Annotated in this window: 23 protein-coding genes; 21 read left to right on the top strand and 2 right to left on the bottom strand. The window is 72.6% G+C overall.

The annotated features are described in order from the left end of the window. Positions 1-78: 78 nt before the first annotated feature. On the bottom strand, positions 79-582 hold the full coding sequence (bldD, locus tag ACFC02_RS33320; RefSeq protein ID WP_006131213.1) for a transcriptional regulator BldD: 504 nt from the start codon (positions 580-582) through the stop codon (positions 79-81). Between the two features lie 276 nt (positions 583-858). Between bldD and pyrR the strand changes: the two genes are divergently transcribed. From pyrR to ACFC02_RS33250, 14 genes are all read left to right on the top strand, one after another. Continuing rightward, entirely contained in the window at positions 859-1,455 is a 597-nt protein-coding gene (pyrR, locus tag ACFC02_RS33315; protein ID WP_376365435.1) for a bifunctional pyr operon transcriptional regulator/uracil phosphoribosyltransferase PyrR, read from the top strand. 135 nt (positions 1,456-1,590) lie between these two features. Continuing rightward, positions 1,591-2,571: an aspartate carbamoyltransferase catalytic subunit gene (locus ACFC02_RS33310; RefSeq protein WP_376365433.1), complete on the top strand. Its 981-nt coding sequence runs from the start codon at positions 1,591-1,593 to the stop codon at positions 2,569-2,571. A gap of 6 nt (positions 2,572-2,577) precedes the next feature. Then, positions 2,578-3,864, top strand: a complete 1,287-nt coding sequence (locus tag ACFC02_RS33305) for a dihydroorotase (protein ID WP_376365431.1) — start codon at positions 2,578-2,580, stop codon at positions 3,862-3,864. Continuing rightward, positions 3,861-4,466, top strand: coding sequence for a hypothetical protein (locus tag ACFC02_RS33300; protein ID WP_376365429.1), 606 nt, complete (start codon positions 3,861-3,863; stop codon positions 4,464-4,466). The genes ACFC02_RS33305 and ACFC02_RS33300 overlap by 4 nt, the downstream gene beginning before the upstream one ends. Then, positions 4,463-5,635, top strand: coding sequence for a glutamine-hydrolyzing carbamoyl-phosphate synthase small subunit (carA, locus tag ACFC02_RS33295; RefSeq protein ID WP_376365427.1), 1,173 nt, complete (start codon positions 4,463-4,465; stop codon positions 5,633-5,635). Before ACFC02_RS33300 ends, carA begins: the two co-directional genes overlap by 4 nt. Further along, entirely contained in the window at positions 5,628-8,936 is a 3,309-nt protein-coding gene (carB, locus tag ACFC02_RS33290) for a carbamoyl-phosphate synthase large subunit (protein WP_376365424.1), read from the top strand. Before carA ends, carB begins: the two co-directional genes overlap by 8 nt. A 102-nt stretch (positions 8,937-9,038) precedes the next feature. Continuing rightward, positions 9,039-10,145: a quinone-dependent dihydroorotate dehydrogenase gene (locus ACFC02_RS33285; protein ID WP_376365438.1), complete on the top strand. Its 1,107-nt coding sequence runs from the start codon at positions 9,039-9,041 to the stop codon at positions 10,143-10,145. Next, positions 10,142-10,987 (top strand): orotidine-5'-phosphate decarboxylase, encoded by an 846-nt coding sequence (gene pyrF, locus ACFC02_RS33280; RefSeq protein ID WP_376365422.1) that lies wholly within the window; start codon positions 10,142-10,144, stop codon positions 10,985-10,987. Before ACFC02_RS33285 ends, pyrF begins: the two co-directional genes overlap by 4 nt. 288 nt (positions 10,988-11,275) lie before the next feature. Then, positions 11,276-11,599, top strand: a complete 324-nt coding sequence (locus ACFC02_RS33275; RefSeq protein WP_003977346.1) for an integration host factor — start codon at positions 11,276-11,278, stop codon at positions 11,597-11,599. Between the two features lie 59 nt (positions 11,600-11,658). Next, entirely contained in the window at positions 11,659-12,252 is a 594-nt protein-coding gene (gmk, locus tag ACFC02_RS33270; RefSeq protein ID WP_376365420.1) for a guanylate kinase, read from the top strand. 51 nt (positions 12,253-12,303) lie between these two features. Further along, positions 12,304-12,576, top strand: coding sequence for a DNA-directed RNA polymerase subunit omega (rpoZ, locus tag ACFC02_RS33265; RefSeq protein WP_067025681.1), 273 nt, complete (start codon positions 12,304-12,306; stop codon positions 12,574-12,576). A 140-nt stretch (positions 12,577-12,716) separates the two neighbouring features. Continuing rightward, positions 12,717-13,919 carry a bifunctional phosphopantothenoylcysteine decarboxylase/phosphopantothenate--cysteine ligase CoaBC gene (coaBC, locus tag ACFC02_RS33260; protein ID WP_376365417.1) on the top strand — a complete coding sequence of 401 codons (1,203 nt, stop codon included), beginning with the start codon at positions 12,717-12,719 and terminating at the stop codon, positions 13,917-13,919. Positions 13,920-14,159: 240 nt separating this feature from the next. Continuing rightward, complete coding sequence (gene metK, locus ACFC02_RS33255) at positions 14,160-15,368, top strand: methionine adenosyltransferase (RefSeq protein WP_376365415.1); 1,209 nt, start codon at positions 14,160-14,162, stop codon at positions 15,366-15,368. A 347-nt stretch (positions 15,369-15,715) separates the two neighbouring features. Beyond that, positions 15,716-17,863 (top strand): primosomal protein N', encoded by a 2,148-nt coding sequence (locus ACFC02_RS33250; protein WP_376365413.1) that lies wholly within the window; start codon positions 15,716-15,718, stop codon positions 17,861-17,863. 116 nt (positions 17,864-17,979) lie between these two features. Here the strand turns inward: ACFC02_RS33250 and ACFC02_RS33245 are convergent, their stop codons facing one another. Beyond that, positions 17,980-18,525 carry a hypothetical protein gene (locus tag ACFC02_RS33245; protein WP_376365411.1) on the bottom strand — a complete coding sequence of 182 codons (546 nt, stop codon included), beginning with the start codon at positions 18,523-18,525 and terminating at the stop codon, positions 17,980-17,982. 239 nt (positions 18,526-18,764) lie between these two features. Between ACFC02_RS33245 and fmt the strand changes: the two genes are divergently transcribed. From fmt to ACFC02_RS33210, 7 genes are all read left to right on the top strand, one after another. Further along, positions 18,765-19,697 carry a methionyl-tRNA formyltransferase gene (fmt, locus tag ACFC02_RS33240; protein WP_376365409.1) on the top strand — a complete coding sequence of 311 codons (933 nt, stop codon included), beginning with the start codon at positions 18,765-18,767 and terminating at the stop codon, positions 19,695-19,697. Between the two features lie 640 nt (positions 19,698-20,337). Further along, positions 20,338-21,756: an RsmB/NOP family class I SAM-dependent RNA methyltransferase gene (locus ACFC02_RS33235; protein WP_376365407.1), complete on the top strand. Its 1,419-nt coding sequence runs from the start codon at positions 20,338-20,340 to the stop codon at positions 21,754-21,756. 193 nt (positions 21,757-21,949) lie between these two features. Then, complete coding sequence (gene rpe / locus ACFC02_RS33230) at positions 21,950-22,636, top strand: ribulose-phosphate 3-epimerase (RefSeq protein ID WP_376365405.1); 687 nt, start codon at positions 21,950-21,952, stop codon at positions 22,634-22,636. Positions 22,637-22,714: 78 nt separating this feature from the next. Next, positions 22,715-23,758 (top strand): sugar-binding domain-containing protein, encoded by a 1,044-nt coding sequence (locus tag ACFC02_RS33225; RefSeq protein ID WP_360978119.1) that lies wholly within the window; start codon positions 22,715-22,717, stop codon positions 23,756-23,758. A gap of 40 nt (positions 23,759-23,798) precedes the next feature. Then, the gene (locus ACFC02_RS33220) at positions 23,799-24,266 is read left to right on the top strand and encodes a ribonuclease domain-containing protein (protein WP_376365402.1); all 468 of its coding nucleotides are present in this window, start codon (positions 23,799-23,801) and stop codon (positions 24,264-24,266) included. Further along, positions 24,263-24,592: a barstar family protein gene (locus tag ACFC02_RS33215; protein ID WP_376365400.1), complete on the top strand. Its 330-nt coding sequence runs from the start codon at positions 24,263-24,265 to the stop codon at positions 24,590-24,592. The genes ACFC02_RS33220 and ACFC02_RS33215 overlap by 4 nt, the downstream gene beginning before the upstream one ends. Before the next feature lie 123 nt (positions 24,593-24,715). Continuing rightward, positions 24,716-26,167, top strand: coding sequence for a GuaB1 family IMP dehydrogenase-related protein (locus ACFC02_RS33210; protein ID WP_376365398.1), 1,452 nt, complete (start codon positions 24,716-24,718; stop codon positions 26,165-26,167). The last annotated feature ends 59 nt before the right edge of the window (positions 26,168-26,226 follow it).

Raw genomic sequence — 26,226 nt, 5'->3', positions numbered from 1 at the left:
GGCCGGAACCATGAAGTTCCGGCCACCCCGGCGGCACGTTTCTGCTGGGCCCGGCGGTTCCGTCGGAGCCGGTGGGACTCAGGCGTCCTCGTGGGAGGCGACGGCGCGGCGCGCGTCCGCGTCCAGGACTCCCCAGCTGATCAGCTGCTCGGTGAGGACCGAGGGCGACTGGTCGTAGATCACGGCGAGGGTGCGCAGGTCGTCCTGGCGGATCGAGAGCACCTTGCCGTTGTAGTCACCGCGCTGGGACTGGATGGTCGCCGCGTACCGCTGCAGCGGGCCCGCCTTCTCGGCCGGCACCGTGGCCAGCCGCTCCAGGTCCAGGACCAGCTTCGGCGGGGGCTCGGCGGCACCGCCGGGGGTGGTGCCCGGCAGCAGCTCCTGCACCGGGACCCCGTAGAAATCCGCCAGCTCGGCGAGGCGCTGCACGGTCACGGCACGGTCGCCGCGCTCGTACGAACCGACCACGACCGCTTTCCAGCGGCCCTGGCTCTTCTCCTCGACACCGTGGAGGGAAAGGCCCTGCTGGGTGCGGATGGCCCGGAGCTTGGCCCCGAGCTGTTTGGCGTATTCGCTGGACATATGGCTCCCCGGACACTGTGTCGACGCGGCCTGGCTCGGCTGCCACGCCGGGCGGCTGGTAACTCACTGTGAGGTTACGCAGCGTTACTCTGCCGCGTCAAGCCGAATGGTCCACACCGCCCCTTCCGTGCTAACGCCGGTCCATTGCGCCGAACGGGTGACCCGAAGGTGGCCGGGGGTGGTCGGTGCGGTCCCCGGCACCTGCTACCGTGGATGGCGCAATTCCGACGTCCTTTAAGGTCCGTCCCGTGAGGCGGAGAAGGAGGTCCGTTTCGTATGGACAAGCAGGACACACACGCCGGTCCGCAGGCGCCCGATGCACGGCCCGTTCTCGAAGGCCCCGACATCGCCCGCGTACTGACCCGCATCGCCCATGAGATCGTCGAGCGCGCCAAGGGCGCCGACGACGTGGTGCTCCTCGGCATTCCGACCCGCGGCGTCTTCCTCGCCCAGCGGCTCGCCGCCAAGCTCGAAGAGATCACCGAGCGCAAGGTCCCGGTCGGCTCGCTCGACATCACCATGTACCGCGACGACCTGCGCATGCACCCGCCGCGCGCACTGGCCCGCACGGAGATCCCCGGTGACGGCATCGACGGCCGCCTCGTCGTCCTCGTCGACGACGTCCTCTTCTCGGGCCGTACCATCCGCGCCGCCCTCGACGCGCTGAACGACATCGGGCGCCCCCGCGCGGTGCAGCTCGCCGTCCTCGTCGACCGCGGCCACCGCGAACTGCCCATCCGCGCCGACTACGTCGGCAAGAACCTCCCCACGTCGCTGCGGGAGACGGTCAAGGTCCAGCTCGCCGAGGAGGACGGTCGCGACACCGTGCTGCTCGGTGCCAAGCCGGCCGCCCCGGGCGAGCCGCAGCCGTAGCCCACGCGCGCGTACGTACCGCCCGCCCGCCGTACGTCCCGCGCGGGTGCCCCCGCGCACCCTCGTGCCCGGCTGTGCTCTCCGGGGGCCGAAGACCCCCGTGCCCCCATAGAACTGCCTTACGGAGCCTGACAGATGCAGCGTCATCTCATCTCGGCCGCCGACCTCACCCGCGACGACGCCGTCCTGATCCTCGACACCGCCGAGGAGATGGCCCGGGTCGCCGACCGGCCGATCAAAAAGCTGCCGACCCTGCGCGGCCGCACGGTGGTGAACCTCTTCTTCGAGGACTCCACCCGCACCCGGATCTCCTTCGAGGCCGCCGAGAAGCGCCTCTCCGCCGACGTCATCAACTTCACAGCCAAGGGATCGAGCGTCTCCAAGGGCGAGTCCCTGAAGGACACCGCCCAGACGCTGGAGGCCATGGGCGTCGACGCCGTGGTCATCCGGCACGGCGCCTCCGGGGCCCCCTACCGCCTGGCCAACTCCGGCTGGATCGACGCCGCCGTCATCAACGCGGGCGACGGCACCCACCAGCACCCCACCCAGGCCCTGCTCGACGCGTTCACCATGCGCCGCCGCCTCCTCGGCCGGGACACGGGCCTCGGCCAGGACCTGTCCGGCAGGCGCGTCACGATCGTCGGCGACGTGCTGCACAGCCGGGTCGCCCGCTCCAACGTCGACCTCCTGCACACCCTCGGCGCCGAGGTCACCCTCGTGGCCCCGCCCACCCTGGTGCCGGTCGGCGTCGAGACCTGGCCGTGCGAGGTGTCGTACGACCTCGACACCACGCTGGCGAAATCCGACGCCGTGATGATGCTCCGCGTCCAGCGCGAGCGCATGAACGCCGCCTTCTTCCCCACCGAGCGCGAGTACTCGAGGCGCTACGGCCTCGACGGCGACCGCATGGCGAAGATGCCCGAGCACGCCCTCGTGATGCACCCCGGCCCGATGGTCCGCGGCATGGAGATCACCGCCGAGGTCGCCGACTCCCCGCGCTGCACGGTCGTCGAGCAGGTCGCCAACGGCGTCTCCATCCGGATGGCCGTCCTGTACCTGCTGCTCGGAGGCAACGAGCCCGCCGTCACCCACACCCGCACCAACGAGGAGAAGTAAGACAGCATGAGCAAGATCCTGATCCGTGGTGCGAAGGTGCTCGGCGGCGAGCCGCAGGACGTCCTGATCGACGGCGAGGTCATCGAGGCGGTCGGCACCGGCCTGTCCGCCGAGGTCGCCGAGGTCGTCGAGGCCGGCGGCAAGGTGCTCCTGCCGGGCCTGGTCGACCTCCACACCCACCTGCGCGAGCCGGGCCGCGAGGACTCCGAGACCGTCCTCACCGGCACCCGCGCCGCCGCGAGCGGCGGCTACACCGCCGTGTTCGCCATGGCCAACACCTTCCCCGTCGCGGACACCGCCGGCGTGGTCGAGCAGGTGTGGCGGCTCGGCCGCGAGCACGGCTACTGTGACGTGCAGCCCATCGGCGCCGTCACCGTCGGCCTGGAGGGCAGGAAGCTCGCCGAGCTGGGCGCCATGCACGAGTCGGCCGCCGGCGTCACCGTCTTCTCCGACGACGGCAAGTGTGTCGACGACGCGGTGATCATGCGCCGGGCCCTGGAGTACGTGAAGGCCTTCGGCGGAGTCGTCGCCCAGCACGCGCAGGAGCCCCGCCTCACCGAGGGCGCCCAGATGAACGAGGGCGTCGTCTCCGCGGAGCTGGGCCTGGGCGGCTGGCCGGCCGTCGCCGAGGAGTCGGTCATCGCCCGCGACGTGCTGCTCGCCGAGCACGTCGGCTCCCGCGTCCACATCTGCCACCTGTCGACCGCCGGCAGCGTCGAGATCGTCCGCTGGGCCAAGTCCCGCGGCATCCAGGTCACCGCTGAGGTCACCCCGCACCACCTCCTCCTCACCGACGAACTGGTGCGGACGTACAACCCGGTCTACAAGGTCAACCCGCCGCTGCGCACCGAGCACGACGTGCTGGCACTGCGCGAGGCGCTCGCCGACGGCACGATCGACATCGTCGCCACCGACCACGCCCCGCACCCGCACGAGGACAAGGACTGCGAGTGGGCCGCCGCCGCCATGGGCATGGTCGGCCTGGAGACGGCCCTGTCGGTGGTTCAGGAGACCATGGTCGACACCGGTCTGCTGAGCTGGGCGGGCGTCGCCGACCGCATGTCGATCACGCCGGCCCGGATCGGGCGGGCCGCCGGCCACGGCCGTCCCGTCTCGCCAGGCGAGCCCGCCAACCTCACCCTCGTCGACACGGAATACCGTGGGCAGGTGGACCCCGCGGGCTTCGCCTCGCGCAGCCGCAACACCCCCTACGAGGGACGCGAGCTGCCGGGCCGTGTCACCCACACGTGGCTCCGGGGCAAGGCCACGCTCGTCGACGGGAAGCTCACGTGACACCTGCAACACTGCTCTCAGCCGGGCTCACCACCCACCTTGCCGCCGGGGAGAAGTCGGCGACGGTCACCGACTGGGGCGGACGGATCGGCTGGCTGATCGGCCTCGCCCTCTTCGTCGCCCTCGTCTACTGGCTGATGCGCGAGGGGTGGAAGTGGCGCGGCACGCTCCAGAGCGACCTGCCGGAGCTGCCCGCCGCGCCGCGGGAGCCCGGCCCGGCGAAACTGACGATGACGGGCCGCTACCACGGCTCCACCACGGCCGGTCAGTGGCTCGACCGCATCGTGGCGCACGGCCTGGGCACCCGCAGCCGGGTCGAGCTGACCCTGACCGACGCGGGACTGGACGTCGTACGCCCCGGCGCGAGCGACTTCTTCGTCCCGGTGGCGCAGCTGCGCGGAGCCCGGCTCGACAAGGGCATCGCAGGCAAGGTCCTCACCGAGGGCGGCCTGCTGGTGGTGACCTGGGAACACGGCGGCAAGCTGCTCGACTCGGGGTTCCGCTCCGACCGAGCGGCCGAGCACACCGAGTGGGTCGCCGCCCTCGGCTCCATGACCGAAACGAAGCTCGAAACGAACACCACGGAAGGCGTCGAACGATGACCACCTCCATCCAGGGGAACGCCTCGCGCAGGCAGAGGGCGCTTCCCGCCGTACTCGTCCTGGAGGACGGCCGGGTCTTCCGGGGCCGCGCCTACGGAGCCGTGGGGGAGACGTTCGGCGAGGCCGTGTTCTCCACCGGCATGACCGGCTACCAGGAGACCCTCACCGACCCGTCGTACCACCGCCAGGTCGTCGTCATGACCGCCCCGCACGTCGGCAACACCGGCGTCAACGACGAGGACCCCGAGTCGCAGCGCATCTGGGTGGCCGGCTACGTCGTCCGCGACCCCGCGCGCGTGCCCTCCAACTGGCGCTCCCGCCGCTCCCTCGACGAGGAGCTGGCCGCCCAGGGCGTCGTCGGTATCAGCGGCATCGACACCCGCGCCCTCACCCGCCACCTGCGCGAGCGCGGCGCCATGCGCGTCGGCATCTTCAGCGGCGACGCCGTCCGGGACGAGGCCGCGCTGCTGGCCCGCGTCCAGGAGGCCCCCGAGATGGTCGGCGCGGACCTGTCCGCGGAGGTCGCCACCAAGGAGGCGTACGTCGTCCCCGCGATCGGCGAGAAGAAGTTCACCGTCGCCGCCGTCGACCTCGGCATCAAGGGCATGACCCCGCACCGCATGGCCGAGCGCGGCATCGAGGTCCACGTGCTGCCCGCCACGGCCACCCTGGAGGACGTGTACGCGGTCCAGCCGGACGGCGTGTTCTTCTCCAACGGCCCCGGCGACCCGGCCACCGCCGACCACCCGGTCTCCGTGATGCGCGGGGTCCTGGAGCGCGGCACGCCGCTGTTCGGCATCTGCTTCGGCAACCAGATCCTCGGCCGCGCGCTCGGCTTCGGCACCTACAAGCTGAAGTACGGCCACCGCGGCATCAACCAGCCGGTGCAGGACCGTACGACCGGCAAGGTCGAGGTCACCGCGCACAACCACGGCTTCGCCGTGGACGCCCCGACGGACAAGGTCTCCGAGACCCCCTTCGGCCGCGCCGAGGTCTCCCACGTCTGCCTGAACGACAACGTGGTGGAGGGCCTCCAGCTCCTCGACAAGCCGGCCTTCAGCGTCCAGTACCACCCCGAAGCGGCGGCCGGCCCGCACGACGCCGCCTACCTGTTCGACCGCTTCACCTCTTTGATGAGCACAGTCCTGATGGAGGGCCAGCGTGCCTAAGCGCACCGATATCCAGTCCGTCCTGGTCATCGGCTCCGGCCCGATCGTCATCGGCCAGGCCGCCGAGTTCGACTACTCCGGCACCCAGGCGTGCCGCGTCCTGAAGGCCGAGGGCCTCAGGGTCGTCCTCGTGAACTCCAACCCGGCGACGATCATGACCGACCCGGAGATCGCCGACGCCACCTACGTCGAACCGATCACCCCCGAGTTCGTCGAGAAGATCATCGCCAAGGAGCGCCCTGACGCCCTGCTGCCCACCCTGGGCGGCCAGACGGCCCTGAACACCGCCATCTCGCTGCACGAGAACGGCGTCCTGGCCGAGTACGGCGTCGAGCTGATCGGCGCCAACGTCGAGGCCATCCACAAGGGCGAGGACCGCGACCAGTTCAAGGAGGTCGTGGCGGAGGTCCGCCGCAAGACCGGGCACGGCGAGTCCGCCCGATCGGTCATCTGCCACACCATGGACGACGTCCTCGCCGGCGTCGACGAGCTGGGCGGCTACCCGGTCGTCGTCCGCCCCTCCTTCACCATGGGCGGTGCCGGTTCGGGCTTCGCCCACGACGAGGAGGAGCTGCGCCGCATCGCGGGCACCGGCCTCACGCTCTCCCCGACCACCGAGGTCCTCCTGGAGGAGTCCATCCTCGGCTGGAAGGAGTACGAGCTGGAGCTGATGCGCGACAAGAGCGACAACGTCGTGGTCGTCTGCTCCATCGAGAACTTCGACCCGATGGGCGTGCACACCGGCGACTCGATCACCGTCGCCCCGGCGATGACGCTGACCGACCGCGAGTACCAGGTGCTGCGCGACATGGGCATCGCCATCATCCGCGAGGTCGGCGTCGACACCGGCGGCTGCAACATCCAGTTCGCCGTCAACCCCGAGGACGGCCGGGTCATCGTCATCGAGATGAACCCCCGCGTCTCCCGCTCCTCGGCGCTCGCCTCCAAGGCGACCGGCTTCCCGATCGCCAAGATCGCCGCCAAGCTCGCCGTCGGCTACACCCTCGACGAGATCCCCAACGACATCACGCAGGAGACCCCGGCCTCCTTCGAGCCGACCCTCGACTACGTGGTCGTCAAGGCCCCGCGGTTCGCCTTCGAGAAGTTCCCGAGCGCGGACTCCACCCTCACCACCACCATGAAGTCGGTCGGCGAGGCCATGGCCATCGGCCGCAACTTCACCGAGGCCTTCCAGAAGGCGCTGCGCTCCCTGGAGAAGAAGGGCAGCCAGTTCACCTTCACCGGCGAGACGGGTGACAAGCAGGCGCTCCTGGAGCGGGCCGTCCGACCCACCGACGGCCGGATCAACACGGTCATGCAGGCCATCCGCGCGGGCGCCACGCCGGAGGAGGTCTTCGAGTACACCAAGATCGACCCCTGGTTCGTCGACCAGCTCTTCCTGATCAAGGAGACCGCCGACGAGCTGGCCGAGGCCCCCGAGCTGACCGCCGACCTGCTCGCCGAGGCCAAGCGGCACGGCTTCTCCGACCAGCAGATCGCCGAGATCCGCGGCCTGCGCGAGGACGTCGTCCGCGAGGTCCGCCACGCGCTCGGCATCCGCCCGGTCTACAAGACGGTCGACACCTGTGCCGCCGAGTTCGCCGCGCGGACCCCGTACTTCTACTCGTCCTACGACGAGGAGACCGAGGTCGCCCCGCGCGAGAAGCCCGCGGTGATCATCCTGGGCTCCGGCCCCAACCGCATCGGCCAGGGCATCGAGTTCGACTACTCCTGCGTCCACGCCTCCTTCGCGCTGAGCGACGCCGGGTACGAGACCGTGATGGTCAACTGCAACCCGGAGACCGTCTCCACCGACTACGACACCTCCGACCGGCTGTACTTCGAGCCGCTCACCCTGGAGGACGTCCTGGAGATCGTCCACGCCGAGCAGCAGGCCGGACCGGTCGCCGGCGTCGTCGTCCAGCTCGGCGGCCAGACCCCCCTCGGCCTCTCCCAGGCGCTCAAGGACAACGGCGTGCCGATCGTCGGCACCTCGCCCGAGGCGATCCACGCGGCCGAGGACCGCGGCGCCTTCGGCCAGGTCCTCGCGGAGGCCGGCCTGCCCGCTCCCAAGCACGGCACCGCCACCACGTTCGCCCAGGCCAAGACCATCGCCGACGAGATCGGCTACCCGGTCCTCGTCCGCCCCTCCTACGTCCTGGGCGGACGCGGCATGGAGATCGTCTACGACGAGGCCCGCCTGGAGGCCTACATCGCCGAGTCGACCGAGATCAGCCCCTCCCGGCCGGTCCTCGTCGACCGCTTCCTCGACGACGCCATAGAGATCGACGTCGACGCCCTCTACGACGGCGAGGAGCTGTACCTGGGCGGCGTCATGGAGCACATCGAGGAGGCCGGCATCCACTCCGGCGACTCGGCGTGCGCCCTGCCCCCGATCACGCTGGGCGGCTTCGACATCAAGCGGCTGCGCGCCTCCACCGAGGCCATCGCCAAGGGCGTCGGCGTCCGCGGCCTGATCAACATCCAGTTCGCGCTGGCCGGCGACATCCTCTACGTCCTGGAGGCCAACCCGCGCGCCTCCCGCACCGTCCCCTTCACCTCGAAGGCGACCGCGGTGCCGCTGGCGAAGGCCGCCGCCCGGATCTCGCTGGGCGCCACCGTCGCCGAGCTGCGCGCCGAGGGACTGCTGCCGAAGAACGGCGACGGCGGCACGATCCCGCTGGACGCGCCGATCTCCGTCAAGGAGGCCGTCATGCCGTGGTCGCGCTTCCGCGACATCCACGGCCGCGGCGTCGACACCGTCCTCGGCCCGGAGATGCGCTCCACCGGCGAGGTCATGGGCATCGACTCCGTCTTCGGCACGGCCTACGCCAAGTCGCAGGCGGGCGCCTACGGACCGCTGCCCACCAAGGGCCGCGCGTTCATCTCGGTCGCCAACCGCGACAAGCGGTCGATGATCTTCCCCGCCCGTGAGCTGGTCGCCCACGGCTTCGAACTGCTCGCCACCTCCGGCACCGCCGAGGTCCTCAAGCGCAACGGCATCAACGCCACGCTCGTGCGCAAGCAGTCCGAGGGCACCGGCCCGAACGGCGAGAAGACCATCGTCCAGCTCATCCACGACGGCGGGGTCGACCTCATCGTCAACACCCCCTACGGCACCGGTGGCCGCCTCGACGGCTACGAGATCCGCACGGCGGCCGTGGCCCGGTCCGTGCCGTGCCTGACGACGGTCCAGGCGCTCGCGGCGGCGGTCCAGGGCATCGACGCCCTCAACCACGGCGACGTGGGCGTGCGATCGCTCCAGGAACACGCCGAGTTCCTGATCGCGGCCCGCGACTAGCCACCCCGAGGGGGACACCGGAAACGGTGTCCCCCTCTTCATGAGGCCCCCTCTTCATGAGGCCCCCTGATCTTCATGAGCACCCCCGAGGACTTCTCCACGATGTACAAGCTCTTCTTCCGCCTCGTCTTCCGGCGGATGGACCCGGAACAGGCCCACCACCTCGCCTTCCGCTGGATCCGTCTCGCCGCCCGCGTCCCCGTGCTGCGCACCTTCGCCGCGGCCGTCCTCGCGCCCCGCCACAAGGAGCTGCGCACCGAGGCCCTGGGCCTGCGCATGCACGGCCCCTTCGGGCTCGCCGCCGGCTTCGACAAGAACGCCGTCGCCATCGACGGCATGTCGATGCTGGGCTTCGACCACGTCGAGATCGGCACCGTGACGGGGGAGCCGCAGCCGGGCAACCCCAGGAAGCGCCTCTTCCGGCTCGTCGCGGACCGCGCGCTCATCAACCGCATGGGCTTCAACAACGACGGCTCGCTGGCCGTCGCGGCCCGCCTGGCCTCCCGTACGCCCGTCTTCCGGACCGTCGTAGGGGTCAACATCGGCAAGACCAAGGTCGTCCCCGAGGAGGAGGCCGTCGGCGACTACGTGAAGTCCGCCGAGCGCCTGGCGCCCTACGCCGACTACCTGGTCGTCAACGTCTCCTCGCCCAACACCCCCGGGCTGCGCAACCTCCAGGCCACCGAGGCGCTGCGCCCGCTGCTGAGCGCGGTGCGCGAGGCCGCCGACCGGGCCGTGCCCGCCCGCCGCGTGCCGCTGCTGGTCAAGATCGCGCCGGACCTCGCCGACGAGGACGTGGACGCGGTCGCCGACCTGGCCGTGGAACTGGGCCTGGACGGCATCATCGCCACGAACACCACCATCGCGCGCGAGGGCCTCGGCCTGCGCTCGAACGCAGCCCTGGTGAAGGAGACCGGCGGACTGTCCGGCGCGCCGCTGAAGGCCCGCTCCCTGGAGGTGCTGCGCCGCCTCTACGCGCGCGTGGGCGACCGCATCACCCTGATCGGCGTCGGCGGCATCGAGAACGCCGAGGACGCCTGGCAGCGCATCCTGGCCGGCGCCACCCTGGTCCAGGGCTACAGCGCCTTCGTCTACGAGGGGCCCTTCTGGGGCCGCGCGATCCACAAGGGCCTCGCCGCCCGCCTGCGCACCAGCCCGTACGCCACCCTCGCCGACGCGGTCGGCGCCGACGTGAGGAAGTCCGCATGAGCCCTCTGGAGCCCTTCGGTACGCGCCTGCGCCGCGCGATGGACGAGCGCGGCCCGCTCTGCGTCGGCATCGACCCGCACGCCTCCCTGCTCGCCGAGTGGGGGCTGAACGACGACGTGGCCGGGCTGGAGCGCTTCAGCCGCACCGTCGTCGAGGCGGTCGCCGAGCAGGTCGCCGTCCTCAAGCCGCAGAGTGCCTTCTTCGAGCGCTTCGGTTCGCGGGGCGTCGCCGTCCTGGAGAAGTCGGTCCAGGAGGCGCGGGCGGCCGGCGCGCTGGTCGTCATGGACGCCAAGCGCGGTGACATCGGGTCGACCATGGCCGCCTACGCCGAGTCGTTCCTGAGCAAGGACGCGCCGCTGTTCTCGGACGCGCTGACCGTCTCGCCCTACCTCGGCTACGGGTCCCTGAAGCCCGCCGTGGACCTGGCGCGGGGCAGCGGCGCGGGCCTGTTCGTGCTGGCGCTGACCTCCAACCCGGAGGGCGGCGAGGTGCAGCACGCCATGCGCTCGGACGGCCTGAACGTGGGCGCGACCATGCTCGCGCACCTGGCGCGGGAGAACGCCGGTGACAGCCCGCTGGGCTCCTTCGGCGCGGTGGTGGGCGCCACGCTCGGTGACCTGTCGTCGTACGACCTGGACATCAACGGGCCGCTGCTGGCGCCCGGGATCGGCGCCCAGGGGGCGACTCCGGCGGATCTCCCCGCGGTCTTCGGGGCGGCGGTGCGCAACGTGGTGCCGAACGTCAGCCGGGGTGTGCTGCGTCACGGTCCCGACGTCGTCGCGCTGCGTGACGCGGCGGACCGTTTCGCGGACCAGATCCGCGGGGCGGTGCCGGCCGCCTGAGGCCCGTACGAACGGTCGGGCGACGTCCTGAGACTGGATACATTCTCAAATCAGGGGCAGTATGTCCTAAATGTCCGACCTCATCGAGGCTGACCAGGACTTTTCCGCTGTTCTCGCTGACTCTGGCGCCCTTGACCGCTAGTCTCCGTCGAGTGGGGGCACCTCCCACGCCCTTCAAGGCAGTGGGGGACCACGGGCGAGCGTGTTGCTCGTGGCTCCCCAGGTGTGGGGCGACTAGGTTCCTCACCGGTCCGTATCCGACAGTTCGACATCCGAGGTGACGTAGGCGTGGCTCTTCCGCCCCTTACCCCTGAACAGCGCGCAGCCGCGCTCGAAAAGGCCGCCGCGGCTCGCCGGGAGCGGGCCGAGGTCAAGAATCGACTGAAGCACTCCGGCGCCTCCCTGCACGAGGTCATCAAGCAGGGCCAGGAGAACGACGTCATCGGCAAGATGAAGGTGTCCGCTCTCCTGGAGTCCCTGCCCGGCGTGGGCAAGGTCCGCGCCAAGCAGATCATGGAGCGGCTCGGCATCTCCGAGAGCCGTCGTGTGCGCGGCCTCGGCTCCAACCAGATCGCTTCCCTGGAGCGTGAGTTCGGCAGCACCGGTTCCTGACGTCCGGGGCCCCGGGGCTGGAGTCCCGGGCACTGCGGGATTGCTGGAATAATCGCTGCATGGCTGTAACACCCCGGGGGACGACCCCCGTACCCCCGGACGCACGTCCGCGGCTGACCGTGCTCTCCGGCCCCTCCGGGGTCGGCAAGAGCACGGTCGTCGCTCATATGCGCAAGGAACACCCCGAGGTCTGGCTCTCGGTGTCGGCGACGACCCGCAAGCCCCGCCCCGGCGAGCAGCACGGCGTCCAGTACTTCTTCGTCACCGACGAGGAGATGGACAAGCTGATCGCCAACGGTGAGCTGCTGGAGTGGGCCGAGTTCGCCGGCAACCGCTACGGCACGCCGCGCGCGGCCGTGCTGGAGCACCTGGAGGCCGGGGTGCCGGTCCTCCTGGAGATCGACCTCCAGGGCGCCCGGCAGGTCCGCGAGTCCATGCCCGAGGGCCGGCTGGTGTTCCTGGCCCCGCCCTCCTGGGAGGAGCTGGTGCGCAGGCTCACCGGCCGGGGGACCGAACCGCCCGAGGTGATCGAACGCCGGCTGGAGGCCGCGAAGGTCGAGCTGGCCGCCGAGTCCGAGTTCGACGAGACCCTGGTCAACACCTCCGTCGAGGACGTGGCGCGCGAGCTGCTAGCCTTGATGGACGTCGTGTGATCGTCACCGATCATCACGACTGATTCTTTCCCATCCATCGGAAGGTAGAGCGTGTCCTCTTCCATCTCCGCGCCCGAGGGCATCATCAACCCGCCGATCGACGAGCTCCTCGAGGCCACCGACTCGAAGTACAGCCTCGTGATCTACGCGGCCAAGCGGGCCCGCCAGATCAACGCGTACTACTCGCAGCTCGGCGAGGGCCTCCTCGAGTACGTCGGTCCGCTCGTCGACACCCACGTCCACGAGAAGCCGCTCTCCATCTCCCTGCGGGAGATCAACGCCGGTCTGCTGACGTCCGAGGCCATCGAAGGCCCCGCGCAGTAAGAAGGCACCGCGCAGTAAGTCGTATCTTCAGACGGCGGTAGGTTTTTCCACAGGCCCGGCAGCGCGACTGCCGGGCCTGTGGTGTGTCATAGGAGGCGTGCGCCGCACCCGGCGCACCGCGGCCGAGTCAGGGAGAGACGGTGGACAAGCCGAAGGTCGTTCTGGGGGTCAGCGGCGGCATCGCCGCGTACAAGGCCTGTGAGCTGTTGCGCCGGTTCACCGAGTCCGGGCACGAGGTGCGCGTCGTCCCGACCGCCTCCGCGCTGCACTTCGTCGGCGCCGCCACCTGGTCCGCCCTGTCCGGCAACCCCGTCGCCACCGAGGTCTGGGACGACGTCCACGAGGTGCCGCACGTCCGCATCGGCCAGCAGGCGGACCTGGTCGTCGTCGCCCCGGCCACCGCCGACATGCTCGCCAAGGCCGCCCACGGCCTCGCCGACGACCTGCTCACGAACACGCTGCTCACCGCCCGCTGCCCGGTCGTCTTCGCCCCCGCCATGCACACGGAGATGTGGGAGCACCCGGCCACCCGGGAGAACGTGGCGACGCTGCGCCGCCGCGGCGCCCTCGTCGTCGAGCCGGCCGTCGGCCGCCTCACCGGTGTCGACACCGGCAAGGGGCGGCTGCCCGACCCGGCGGAGATCTTCGAGGTCTGCCGCCGCGTCCTCGCCCGGGGCGCGGCGGCCCCCGACCTCGCCGGCCGGCACGTCGTCGTCAGCGCCGGCGGCACCCGCGAGCCCCTCGACCCCGTCCGCTTCCTCGGCAACCGCTCCTCAGGCAAGCAGGGCTACGCGCTGGCGCGCACCGCGGCGGCCCGGGGCGCCCGGGTCACCCTGGTCGCCGCCCACACCGAGCTGCCCGACCCGGCGGGCGTGGACCTCGTCCGGGTACAGACCGCCGTGCAGCTGCGCGAGGCGGTACTGAAGGCGGCGGCGGACGCCGACGCGGTGGTGATGGCCGCCGCCGTCGCCGACTTCCGCCCCGCGGTCTACGCGGCCGGGAAGATCAAGAAGAAGGACGACCAGGAACCCGCGCCCATCGCCCTGGTGCGTAATCCGGACATCCTCGCCGAGATATCGGCCGACCGGGCGCGGGCCGGGCAGGTGATCGTCGGCTTCGCCGCGGAGACCGACGACGTCCTCGCCAACGGCCGCAGGAAGCTGGCGCGCAAGGGCTGCGACCTCCTCGTGGTGAACGAGGTGGGGGAGCGCAGGACCTTCGGCTCCGAGGAGAACGAGGCCGTGGTGCTGGCCGCCGACGGCAGCGAGACCGCTGTGCCCCACGGGCCGAAGGAGGCCCTCGCCGAAACCGTGTGGGACCTCGTCGCCGCCCGACTGGACTGATCGGTTCCGCCGCCGCGCGCACCACTCGAACACCGCACACCCTCACCCAGGGGCCCTGTTCAATGTCCCCGGGCATTGGGCAGAATGCCCGTGCCGCAGGTCACAGGGCTCCCGAGTGGCGAGACAGGTGGGCCGGCGGCCGAGTGCGACCGATAAACTGTTCTCGGACGACGCCGGGCGCAGCCCCCCGTGCCGTCCGCCAATGATCAGCCAGCAGCCGCTGCAACCCCAGGGAGCGTTGTGTCCCGTCGCCTGTTCACTTCGGAGTCCGTGACCGAGGGTCACCCCGACAAGATCGCTGACCAGATCAGCGACACCATCCTCGACGCGCTTCTGCGGGAGGACCCGTCCTCGCGGGTCGCCGTCGAGACGCTGATCACCACCGGCCTGGTGCACGTGGCCGGCGAGGTCACCACCAAGACCTACGCGGACATCGCGACCCTGGTCCGCAGCAAGATCCTCGAGATCGGCTACGACTCCTCCAAGAAGGGCTTCGACGGCGCCTCCTGCGGCGTGTCGGTGTCGATCGGCGCGCAGTCCCCGGACATCGCGCAGGGTGTCGACGCGGCCTACGAGGCCCGCGTCGAGGGCGACGACGACGAGCTGGACCGGCAGGGCGCGGGCGACCAGGGCCTGATGTTCGGCTACGCCTCCGACGAGACGCCGACGCTGATGCCGCTGCCGATCTTCCTGGCGCACCGGCTGTCCAAGCGGCTGTCCGACGTCCGCAAGAACGGCACCATCCCCTACCTGCGCCCGGACGGCAAGACGCAGGTCACCATCGAGTACGACGGTGACAAGGCCGTCCGCCTCGACACGGTCGTCGTCTCCTCGCAGCACGCCTCCGACATCGACCTGGAGTCGCTGCTGGCGCCCGACATCCGCGAGTTCGTCGTCGAGCCGGAGCTGAAGTCGCTCCTGGAGGACGGCATCAAGCTGGACACCGAGGGTTACCGGCTGCTGGTCAACCCGACCGGCCGTTTCGAGATCGGCGGCCCGATGGGCGACGCCGGCCTGACCGGCCGCAAGATCATCATCGACACCTACGGCGGCATGGCCCGCCACGGCGGCGGCGCCTTCTCCGGCAAGGACCCGTCCAAGGTGGACCGCTCGGCGGCGTACGCGATGCGCTGGGTCGCGAAGAACGTGGTGGCCGCGGGCCTCGCCTCCCGCTGCGAGGTTCAGGTCGCGTACGCGATCGGCAAGGCCGAGCCGGTCGGTCTGTTCGTGGAGACGTTCGGCACCCACAAGGTCGAGCCCGAGAAGATCGAGAAGGCGATCGACGAGGTCTTCGACCTGCGCCCGGCCGCCATCATCCGCGACCTCGACCTGCTCCGCCCGATCTACTCCCAGACCGCCGCCTACGGCCACTTCGGCCGCGAGCTGCCCGACTTCACCTGGGAGCGCACGGACCGCGTGGACGCACTGCGCCAGGCGGTGGGCTTCTAGGCGTGTTTCGAAAGTAGCGCCGTCCGTCCGCGGGGCAGGCGGGACTTTCGCAACACGGCCCTAGCCCCTGCCCGCCCCCGGGCACTTCGTACAGCACGCCGGCCCCAGGACCTGACCGCGGTCCAGGGGCCGGCGTCGTCGTCCGGACCGGGCCCCGCCGGTTCGGCCGGACGAGGGCGTACGACGCGCAGGCACCGGGCGTGCGGACGTTCGTGAGGTCGCCGTGGCGCCGCCCCTCCTCGCGCCGTACGGCCTCCGGCGCCCTCGCGCCGCGGCCCCGGTGATCCGCGCTCGCCGGGAGGGCCGCCGCGCGTCGGTTGTCGGTGCCGTTTGGTAAGAATGCAAGCGTGAGCAGCGAGAACGGGCCGGGGGACGGCGGGGCCGAAGGGGCGCCGCCCGAGCAGCTTGCGCTCATCCGGGAGAGCGTGCGCAAGGCGAAGGCGCCCCGCGCCAAGCCACGGACCTGGCGCGGCGCGGCGCTGGCCGAGCACCTGCCGGTCGCCCGGGTGATCGTCGACAAGGGCGTGCTCCACCTCGACCGCTCCTTCGACTACGCGGTGCCCGCCGAACTCGACGCCGACGCGCAGCCCGGCGTGCGGGTGCGGGTGCGGTTCGGAGCCGGACGGCACCGGGTGCGGGAGGGCCGGCGCGAGGGCGGCGGCCTCATCGACGGATTCCTCGTCGAGCGGCGGGCCGAGTCCGACTACTCCGGGCCCCTGGCCGCGCTCGCCCAGGTCGTCTCCCCCGAGCCGGTCCTCGGCGAGGAGTTGCTGGCGCTGGTCCGCGCCGTCGCCGACCGCTACGCCGGGAGCGTCGCCGACGTGCTCCAGCTCGCCGTGCCGCCGCGCAGCGCGCGCGCCGAACAGCGGCCGTCGCCCGCCCCGCTGCCACCGCCCGGGGCCCCGGACCCCGGTTCCTGGACCCGTTACGAGCACGGCGCGGCCTTCATCGAGTCACTGGCCGCCCGGGGCGCCCCCCGCGCGGTGTGGAACGCCCTGCCCGGACCACGGTGGAGCGAGGAGATGGCCCGGGCCGTCGCCGCGACGCTCGCCTCCGGGCGGGGCGCGCTCGTGGTCGTCCCCGACGGCCGGATCGCCGCCCGCCTCGACGCCGCGCTCACCGCCCTCCTCGGCGAGGGACGGCACGCGCTGCTCACCGCCGACGCCGGGCCCGAGAAGCGCTACCGGCAGTGGCTCGCGGTCAGCAGAGGCTCCGTACGGGCGGTGGTCGGAACCCGCGCCGCCATGTTCGCGCCGGTCCGCGACCTCGGACTGGTCGCCCTCTGGGACGACGGGGACGACAGCCACAGCGAGCAGCACGCGCCACAGCCGCACGCGCGCGAAGTGCTGCTGCTGCGCGCCGCGCAGGACCGGTGCGCCTTCCTGCTGGGCAGCTGGAGCTGCACCGTGGAGGCGGCGCAGCTCGTCGAGTCCGGCTGGGCGCGGCCTCTGGTCGCGGCCCGCGAGCAGGTGCGGCGGGCGGCCCCGCTCGTGCGCACCGTGGGCGACGGCGACCTGGCCCGGGACGAGGCCGCGCGGGCCGCCCGGCTGCCCTCGCTCGCCTGGCAGGCGGCCAGGGAGGGCCTGCGGCACGGCCCCGTGCTGGTGCAGGTCCCGCGCCGCGGGTACGCGCCGCGGATGGCCTGTGCGCAGTGCCGGGCGCCCGCACGCTGCCGGCACTGCGCCGGTCCGCTGGAGGGGCAGGACGCGGGAGTCCTGCGCTGCGGATGGTGCGGGCGGGAGGAATCCGCCTGGCACTGTCCGGAGTGCGGGTCGTTCCGGCTGCGGGCCCAGATCGTCGGGGCCCGGCGCACCGCGGAGGAACTGGGGCGGGTCTTCCCCGCCGTGCCGGTGCGCACCTCGGGCCGTGAGCAGGTGCTCGACACGGTGCCGGACACGCCCGCCCTGGTGGTGAGCACGCCGGGCGCCGAGCCGGTCGCCGACGGCGGCTACGCGGCGGCCCTCCTGCTGGACGGCTGGGCCATGCTGGGCCGGCCCGACCTGCGGGCCGGCGAGGACGCCCTGCGCCGCTGGATCGGCGCGGCGGCCCTGACGCGGCCGCAGGAGGCGGGCGGCACGGTGGTCGTCGTGGCCGAGCCGACGCTGCGGCCCGTGCAGGCACTGGTGCGCTGGGACCCCGTGGGACACGCGCTGCGGGAGCTGTCCGAGCGGGCCGAACTGGGCTTCCCACCGGTGTCGCGGATGGCGGCCGTGACAGGTGCCGTGGAGGCGGTCACCGACTTCCTGCGCGGTGTCGAACTGCCGGACCGGGCCGAGATCCTCGGACCCGTGCCCGTACCGGTCACCCCGGCCGGACGCCCCCGGCGGCCCGGCGCGCCGCCGCCAGGCGAGCAGTGGGAGCGGGCGTTGGTGCGCGTACCTCCCGGCAACGGGTCCGCCCTCGCCGCGGCCCTGAAGGCTGCCCAGGCGGCACGGACGGCCCGGGGGAGCGGCGAGGCCGTGTGGGTGCGGATCGACCCGCCGGACATCGGGTGACGACATCGGGTGACGGGCGGAGGCCACCGCCGCCGCTTCCGGCCCCGTGCGCGGTGAGGCCCTGCCGGCGGCGGGGCCGGCAGGGCGCGATCGGGGGGGGTGACGGTGTCGGCGCGTCAGCCGTTGCGCGGGCCGGGGAAGGCCGTGGGCCTGACGTCCTCGCGCAGCGACGGGCTGCCGGCGGTCGGCTGGGTCGGCATGGAGCGGGCCGCCGGGACCGTGGGAACCGCCGTGATGCCGGTGCCCACGTTGACCGGGCGGGAGCCGGGCGCATCCGGCGCATGGTCGGCCTCGGCGGCAGCAGCCTGCGCGGCGGCGCGGCGCGCGCCGTAACGCCGGTGCACCGCCTGCTTGGTGACGCCGAGCGCCGAACCCACGGCGTCCCACGAGAATCCGAGCGAGCGGTCGAAGTCGACGGCGGCCGTGACCAGGGTCTCGACGCTGTCCCGCAGCTCCTGCGCGAGGCGGACCGTCGGGGCGGGCGCCCGTCCGTAGACGACGAAGCCCGTGGAGGGGCCGGAGCGGCGTGGGCGGTAGACGTTGCCCAACTGGGCGGTGAGCGTGCGCAGTGCGTCCACCTGGCGGCGGACCCGCTCGATGTCCCGCACCAGCAAGTGAAGGCTGGCCCGGGCCTGGGCGTCGTGGGTTGCGTGGTCGGCCATGAACAAGCCTCTCGAACCGGCGTTGAAAGGAACGGGCCGTACGAGCGGCCCCTTTTGGTCAACTCTCACTTGACCAACGCGTTTTCGGCCCGCTGGTCACGCTGTGGGGGCGTAAGGGCATATGCGTACGCCCCCGCGCGTCGGGCGTGCGCTGCGTGCCTCGCCTTCGGCGGTTCCCCTTCGTGGCCATAGACTTGTGGGCCGCGTACCCACCCCGACCGAGAGGCCCGCACCCGCTCATGAAGCTCGTCTTCGCCGGTACCCCCGAGGTCGCCGTTCCCGCCCTGGACGCCCTGCTCGCCTCCGGGCGGCACGAGGTCGCGGCCGTCGTCACCCGCCCCGACGCACCGGCCGGGCGCGGACGCAGGCTGATCGCGAGCCCGGTCGCCGAGCGCGCGGAGGAGGCCGGGATCGAGGTGCTCAAGCCCGCCCGGCCGCGCGAGCCCGAGTTCCAGGAGCGGCTCAAGGAGATCGCCCCGGACTGCTGCCCCGTCGTCGCCTACGGCGCCCTGCTGCCCAGGACCGCCCTGGACATCCCCGCGCACGGCTGGGTCAACCTGCACTTCTCCCTGCTGCCCGCCTGGCGCGGCGCCGCGCCGGTGCAGCACAGCATCATGGCGGGCGACGAGATCACCGGCGCCTCCACGTTCCTCATCGAGGAGGGACTGGACTCCGGCCCGGTCTACGGCACCGTCACGGAGGCGATCCGCCCCACCGACACCAGCGGTGACCTGCTCACCCGGCTCGCCCTCGCCGGCGCGGGACTGCTCACCGCGACCATGGACGGCATCGAGGACGGCACCCTGAAGGCCGTGCCGCAGCCGGCGGAGGGCGTGACCCTCGCCCCCAAGATCACCGTCGAGGACGCCCGGATCGACTGGACGGCCCCCGCCCTGCGCGTCGACCGCGTGGTGCGCGGCTGCACCCCGGCGCCGGGCGCCTGGACCACGTTCCGCGGCGAACGCCTCAAGCTGATCCAGGCCGCCCCCGTGCCGCAGCGCACCGACCTGGCGCCGGGAGCCCTCGCCGTCGGCAAGAACAGCGTCCACGCGGGCACGGGCTCGTACGCGGTCGAACTGCTCTGGGTGCAGGCCCAGGGCAAGAAGCCGATGCGGGCGGCGGACTGGGCACGCGGCGCGCGCATCACGGAGGGCGAGACGCTCGGGGGCTGAAGGGCCGCGCCCCGCGCGGCGCCCGGCGCCGCCCACGAGGGGCGCCGGGCGCGCCGGGCCGCCCGGGCATGCGGGCCCACGGCCGGCCGGGAGCGGCAGTTCGGTGCCGGCCGGGGGCGTGGCACGGCCGGCGTTCGCCCGGGGGGTGCTGGCCCGACGTGAAGCGCGGGGGAGCGCTGGGCTGCCGTCGCGGGGCGGCCTGGAGCCGGTCGGGGACCCGGCGGTCCGCGGAGGTGACGCGCCGGGACGCCGGGGGTCGGACGGCCCGTGGCGCGTGCTCTTGCTGGCGCGGGTCGGGAGGACTGTGCCGCGTGCTCTTGCTGCTGGGGGTCGGTGGGGCTGTGCCGCGTGCTCTTGCCTCCGGGCGGTCGGCAGGGCGGCGCCGCGTGCTCTTGCTGCTGGGGGTCGGTGGGGCTGTGCCGCGTGCTCTTGCTGCTGGGGGTCGGTGGGGCTGTGCCGCGTGCTCTTCCCAGCGGGCGGTCGGCAGGCCCGTGCCGTGCCCTCTTGCCGCCGGGCGCCGGTCGGGCGCCGCCTCGCGGGCCGTAGGCTGGGGGCACAGCGCACCGGGCCCGCGCACCCGCGTCCGGCCCCGCCCAGCGCGTCCGTGCGCGGCGCCCCCAGACATCCGGAGCACCTTTTCGTGAGCGACACCCCCCGTCGGCCCCGCAAGCCCGCCAAGCCCTACCGCCGGCCCCAGAAGGACCCGGTCCGCATCCTCGCCTTCGACGCGCTGCGCGCCGTGGACGAACGGGACGCGTACGCGAACCTCGTCCTGCCGCCGCTGCTGCGCAAGGCCAGGGAGAAGGGCGACTTCGACGGGCGGGACGCGGCGCTCGCCACCGAGCTGGTCTACGGCACGCTGCGCCGGCAGGGGACGTACGACGCGATCATCGCCGCCTGCGTGGACCGGCCGTTGCGGGAGGTGGACCCGCCCGTCCTCGACGTTCTCGGCCTCGGCGCCCACCAGTTGCTCGGCACCCGCATCCCCAGCCACGCCGCCGTCTCCGCCACGGTCGAGCTGGCCCGGGTGGTGCTCGGCGACGGGCGGGCCAAGTTCGTCAACGCGGTGCTGCGCAAGGTCGCCCAGCACGACCTCGACGCCTGGCTGGAGAAGGTCGCACCGCCCTACGACGAGGACCCCGAGGACCACCTCGCCGTCGTCCACTCCCATCCGCGCTGGGTCGTCTCCGCCCTGTGGGACTCGCTCGGCGGCGGACGCGCGGGCATCGAGGACCTCCTGGACGCCGACAACGAGCGGCCCGAGGTGACCCTGGTCGCCCGGCCCGGGCGGGCCACCACCGAGGAACTGCTGCGGGAGGAGGCGGCGGTGCCGGGCCGCTGGTCGCCGTACGCCGTGCGGCTCACCGAGGGCGGCGAGCCGGGCGCGGTGGACGCCGTACGGGAGGGACGCGCGGGCGTGCAGGACGAGGGCAGCCAGCTCGTCGCCCTAGCCCTGGCCAACGCGCCCGTCGAAGGCCCCGACACCAAGTGGCTGGACGGCTGCGCCGGACCCGGCGGCAAGGCCGCCCTGCTCGCCGCGCTCGCCGCCGAACGCGGAGCGGTCCTGCTCGCCTCGGAGAAGCAGCCGCACCGGGCCGGGCTGGTCGCGAAGGCGCTCGCCGGGAACCCGGGCCCGTACCAGGTCGTCGCCGCCGACGGAACGCGTCCCGCCTGGCGGCCCGGCAGCTTCGACCGCGTCCTCGTGGACGTGCCGTGCACCGGCCTCGGCGCCCTGCGCCGCCGTCCCGAGGCACGGTGGCGGCGCCGTCCCGAGGACCTGGACGGCTTCGCGCCCCTCCAGCGCGGGCTGCTCCGCACGGCGCTGGAGTCGGTCCGCGTAGGCGGTGTCGTCGGCTACGCCACCTGCTCCCCGCACCTAGCCGAGACCCGGGCGGTCGTCGCCGATCTGCTCAAGCAGTTCCCGCAGACGGAACTGATCGACGCGAGGCCGCTGCTCCCCGGCGTCCCCGCCCTGGGCGAGGGCCCCGACCTCCAGTTGTGGCCGCACCTGCACGGCACGGACGCGATGTACCTGGCCCTGATCCGCAGAACCGCCTGAACCCCGCCGGCGGCAGCTCCCCCAGGGGCGCGGGGAACTGCGCGCCCAGCCCCCACCGTCCCGCGGACGACACACACGCTCAGCCCCCACCGCCCCGCGGACGACACACACGCTCAGCCCCACCGCCCCGCGGACACCGCACCCCCAGGGACCACCGTTACAGCCCAGCGCCGCGGCATGGCAGGCTTGGGGCATGGCCGTGCAGATCAACCCCAGCATCCTGTCCGCCGACTTCGCGCGCCTCGCCGAGGAGGCGAAGGCGGTCGAAGGGGCCGACTGGCTCCACGTCGACGTGATGGACAACCACTTCGTCCCCAACCTCACGCTCGGGGTGCCGGTCGTGGAGTCCCTGGCGCGGGCGGCGGACACCCCGCTGGACTGCCACCTGATGATCGAGGACCCCGACCGGTGGGCGCCGCAGTACGTGGAGGCGGGCGCGTCCTCGGTCACCTTCCACGTGGAGGCCGCCGCCGCTCCCGTACGGCTGGCCCGCGAGATCCGCGCCAAGGGCGCCAGGGCGTCGATGGCGCTCAAGCCCGCCACGCCCGTCGAACCGTACGAGGACCTGCTCCCCGAGCTGGACATGCTCCTGATCATGACGGTGGAGCCGGGCTTCGGCGGGCAGGCGTTCCTCGACATCATGCTGCCCAAGATCCGCCGCACCAGGGAGCTGATCGGCAAGCACGGCCTGCAGATGTGGCTCCAGGTGGACGGCGGTGTGTCCGCCTCGACGATCGAGCGGTGCGCGGACGCCGGAGCCGACGTCTTCGTCGCCGGATCCGCGGTCTACGGCGCCGAGGACCCGGCCGAAGCGGTCCGTGCCCTGCGCACACAGGCCGAGAAGGCCACCTCCCAGGCGTCCTGGGCGTGCAACCACTGAGCATCAGGAACGTGAACGGCTCTCATCAGGGCTGATCAACAGCGCCGGATCTGCAAGGATGAACGGCGAATCCAGAGTGTGAACAGCAGTGAGGAGATCGCCGTGTCGGGTATGTCGGCGGGCCGGTCAGCAGTGCGGATGGGACCCGCTGAGCTGGTGCAGGCGGCGGCCATGGCCCGCCGCTTCTACCTCGAGGGCAAGTCCAAGATCCAGATCGCCGAGGAGTTCGGCGTCAGCCGGTTCAAGGTGGCCAGGGTCCTGGAGACCGCTCTCGAACGGGATCTCGTGCGCATCGAGATCCGTGTGCCGGCCGAACTGGACGCCGAGCGCTCCGACGCGCTCCGCGCCCGCTACGGCCTCAGGCACGCCGTCGTGGTCGAGTCCCCGGCCGAGGCCGAGGAGACGCCCGACCCGGAGAACCTCGGGGAGGTCGCGGCCGACCTGCTCGGCGAACTGGTCGACGAGGGCGACGTCCTCGGTCTGGCCTGGGGCCGCTCCACCATCCACATGGCGGCGGCCCTCGACCGGCTGCCCCCGTGCACGGTGGTGCAGCTGACCGGCGTGTACGACGCCGGTACGTCCGAGCGCGGCTCGGTGGAGGCCGTGCGCCGCGCCGCCCAGGTCTCCGGCGGCGACGCGCACCCGATCTACGCGCCGATGCTGCTGCCGGACGCGGCCACCGCGGCGGCGCTGCGCAACCAGACCGGGATCGCCCGGGCCTTCGAGTACTTCGACAAGGTCACCGTCGCCTGCGTGTCCATCGGTTCCTGGGAGCCGGGCATCTCCACGGTGCACGACATGCTCAGCGACGAGGAGCGCGCCCACTACGCCTCGCTCGGTGTCGCCGCCGAGATGGCCGCGCACCTCTTCGACGCCGAGGGCCGCCGGATCGGCCGCGACCTGGGAGAGCGGTGCATCACGGTCAAGGCCGACCAGCTCCGCCGTATCCCCGAGGTCGTCGCCATCGCGGGTGGCCAGCGCAAGGCCGCCGCGATCGACGCGGTGCTGCGCTCGGGGCTGGTCACCAGCCTGGTCACGGACACCTCGGCCGCCGACTACCTGATGACGGCCGGGCCGGCCCCCAGGCCCGCCCTGAACCGGGCGGACCCGGACGGGGTCTGACAGCGGGACGCCGGGGGACGGCCGTGGGAGCATCGTCGGCATGCTGCTGCGGTCCGTCCCCCGTGCGTGCGCGGGTCTCCTCGTCTGCCTCGCCGTCCTGCTGGCGGGGTGTTCGGCCGGGGGCTCCGCCTCGGGCGGTGCCACCAGGGGGAGCGCGACGTCCGCTCCCGCCCGGTCCTCCGCGTCGCGTCCGGCTACGGCCGACGCCGCCACGCCCTCCTGGGCACGTGGCACGGCCACCGTCCGGGAGTCCCGGCTGCCGGCCGAGGCCCGGCACACCCTCGCCCTCGTCGACCGGGGCGGCCCCTTCCCGTACTCCCAGGACGGCGTCGTCTTCGGCAACTTCGAGAAGCGGCTGCCGAAACACGTGCGGGGCTACTACCACGAGTACACGGTCAAGACCCCGGGGTCGCGCGACCGCGGCGCCCGGCGCCTCGTCACCGGGCAGGGCGGGGAGATCTACTACACCGACGACCACTACGACTCCTTCCGGGCGGTGCTGAGATGAGCGAAGACCTGGCCGGCCGGCTCGTGGTCGCGCTGGACCTCGACGGGGTCACGGACAAGGCGGGTCTGATGGACCGGGTGGCGCGGGCCCTCGCGCTGCCCGGCTGGTTCGGCCGCAACTGGGACGCGCTGGCCGATTCCCTCGCCGATCCCTCGGTGTGGCCGAAAGAGGCGGCCGGGCGCGGGCTGCTGCTCGTCGTCCGGGGCTGGCGCGCGTACGCGCAGGGCCGCCCCGAGGAGTGGCGCATCGCCGAGGACGTGTTCGCCCAGGCGGCGGACCGCACACCCGCGCTGACCGTCGCCCTGGACCTTGGAGGTTCCTCCTAAGGCCCCGCTGACCAGCCTGGATGTTGCGACAGGGCATGACCGGCCATTCGGCATGGGAGAATGAAGTACGTGCTCTTTCCCCCTGGCTGACCTGTCCGGGGGCCACCTCTGATCGACTGGGATGTGCAGCACGTGCGTTTCCTCAACGACATCCAGCCCGCGTACGACCTGACGTACGACGACGTCTTCATGGTGCCGAGCCGCAGCGCGGTCGGCTCGCGTCAGGGAGTGGACCTCAGCTCCCCGGACGGCACGGGCACCACCATCCCGCTCGTCGTCGCCAACATGACCGCGATCGCCGGCCGCCGCATGGCCGAGACCGTGGCCCGTCGCGGCGGTCTGGTGGTCATCCCGCAGGACATCCCGATCGAGGTCGTCACCGAGGTGATCTCCTGGGTCAAGGGCCGCCACCACGTCCTGGACACCCCGATCGTGCTGGCCCCGCACCAGACGGTCGCCGACGCCCTCGCGCTGCTGCCCAAGCGCGCGCACAACGCCGGTGTGGTCGTCGACGAGGACCACCGGCCCGTCGGCGTGGTCACCGACCAGGACCTGACCGGCGTGGACCGCTTCACCCAGCTCGAAGTCGTCATGAGCCGGGACCTGGTGCTCCTGGACGCGGACATCGACCCGCGCGAGGCCTTCAACCGGCTCGACGCCGCCAACCGCCGCTACGCGCCCGCCGTGGACGCGGACGGCCGCCTCGTCGGCATCCTGACCCGCAAGGGCGCCCTGCGCGCCACGCTCTACACCCCCGCCACCGACGCGCACGGCAGGCTCCGCATCGCCGCCGCCGTCGGCATCAACGGCGACGTGGCGGGCAAGGCGAAGCAGCTCCTCGACGCCGGTGTCGACACCCTCGTCATCGACACGGCGCACGGCCACCAGGAGTCGATGATCAGCGCGATCAAGCTGGTCCGCGACCTCGACCCGCAGGTCCCGATCGTGGCGGGCAACATCGTCTCCGCCGAGGGCGTCAAGGACCTGATCGACGCGGGCGCCGACATCATCAAGGTCGGCGTGGGCCCCGGCGCCATGTGCACCACCCGGATGATGACCGGTGTCGGCCGGCCGCAGTTCTCCGCCGTGCTCGAGTGCGCTGCCGAGGCCAGGAAGTACGGCAAGCACGTGTGGGCCGACGGTGGCGTCCGTCACCCCCGCGACGTGGCCATGGCCCTCGCGGCCGGCGCCTCCAACGTGATGATCGGCTCCTGGTTCGCGGGCACGTACGAGTCGCCGGGCGACCTCCAGCAGGACGCGAACGGCCGCCTCTACAAGGAGTCCTTCGGCATGGCCTCCGCCCGTGCGGTGCGCAACCGCACCTCGGAGGAGTCGTCCTACGACCGGGCCCGCAAGGGGCTGTTCGAGGAGGGCATCTCCACCTCCCGGATGTTCCTCGACCCGACCCGCCCGGGCGTCGAGGACCTGATCGACTCGATCATCGCGGGTGTCCGTTCCTCCTGCACCTACGCCGGCGCCAACTCCCTGGAGGAGTTCGCCGACAAGGCGATCGTCGGCATCCAGAGCGCGGCCGGCTACGCCGAGGGCAAGCCGCTGCACGCCAGCTGGAACTGACCGCCGCCCCCGCCGGCCGAGGCCGGGCGGACCCCCCTTCCCGACGGCCCCCGCCGTCC

The organism is Streptomyces sp. NPDC056160 (genome assembly GCF_042268205.1).
GTDB lineage: Bacteria > Actinomycetota > Actinomycetes > Streptomycetales > Streptomycetaceae > Streptomyces.
Note: the sequence above shows the minus strand (reverse complement) of the source record. Positions and strands in the feature narration are given on the sequence as shown.

What these genes read in the sequence shown, in the direction of transcription:
- ACFC02_RS33220 (WP_376365402.1), top strand. Translation starts at nt 23,799, where the DNA reads ATGCTGCTGCGGTCCGTCCCCCGTGCGTGCGCGGGTCTCCTCGTCTGC.
- ACFC02_RS33215 (WP_376365400.1), top strand. Translation starts at nt 24,263, where the DNA reads ATGAGCGAAGACCTGGCCGGCCGGCTCGTGGTCGCGCTGGACCTCGAC.
- fmt (WP_376365409.1), top strand. Translation starts at nt 18,765, where the DNA reads ATGAAGCTCGTCTTCGCCGGTACCCCCGAGGTCGCCGTTCCCGCCCTG.
- pyrR (WP_376365435.1), top strand. Translation starts at nt 859, where the DNA reads ATGGACAAGCAGGACACACACGCCGGTCCGCAGGCGCCCGATGCACGG.
- ACFC02_RS33285 (WP_376365438.1), top strand. Translation starts at nt 9,039, where the DNA reads ATGTACAAGCTCTTCTTCCGCCTCGTCTTCCGGCGGATGGACCCGGAA.
- bldD (WP_006131213.1), bottom strand. Translation starts at nt 582, where the DNA reads ATGTCCAGCGAATACGCCAAACAGCTCGGGGCCAAGCTCCGGGCCATC.
- ACFC02_RS33245 (WP_376365411.1), bottom strand. Translation starts at nt 18,525, where the DNA reads ATGGCCGACCACGCAACCCACGACGCCCAGGCCCGGGCCAGCCTTCAC.
- carA (WP_376365427.1), top strand. Translation starts at nt 4,463, where the DNA reads ATGACCACCTCCATCCAGGGGAACGCCTCGCGCAGGCAGAGGGCGCTT.
- rpe (WP_376365405.1), top strand. Translation starts at nt 21,950, where the DNA reads ATGGCCGTGCAGATCAACCCCAGCATCCTGTCCGCCGACTTCGCGCGC.
- ACFC02_RS33305 (WP_376365431.1), top strand. Translation starts at nt 2,578, where the DNA reads ATGAGCAAGATCCTGATCCGTGGTGCGAAGGTGCTCGGCGGCGAGCCG.
- gmk (WP_376365420.1), top strand. Translation starts at nt 11,659, where the DNA reads ATGGCTGTAACACCCCGGGGGACGACCCCCGTACCCCCGGACGCACGT.
- pyrF (WP_376365422.1), top strand. Translation starts at nt 10,142, where the DNA reads ATGAGCCCTCTGGAGCCCTTCGGTACGCGCCTGCGCCGCGCGATGGAC.
- ACFC02_RS33310 (WP_376365433.1), top strand. Translation starts at nt 1,591, where the DNA reads ATGCAGCGTCATCTCATCTCGGCCGCCGACCTCACCCGCGACGACGCC.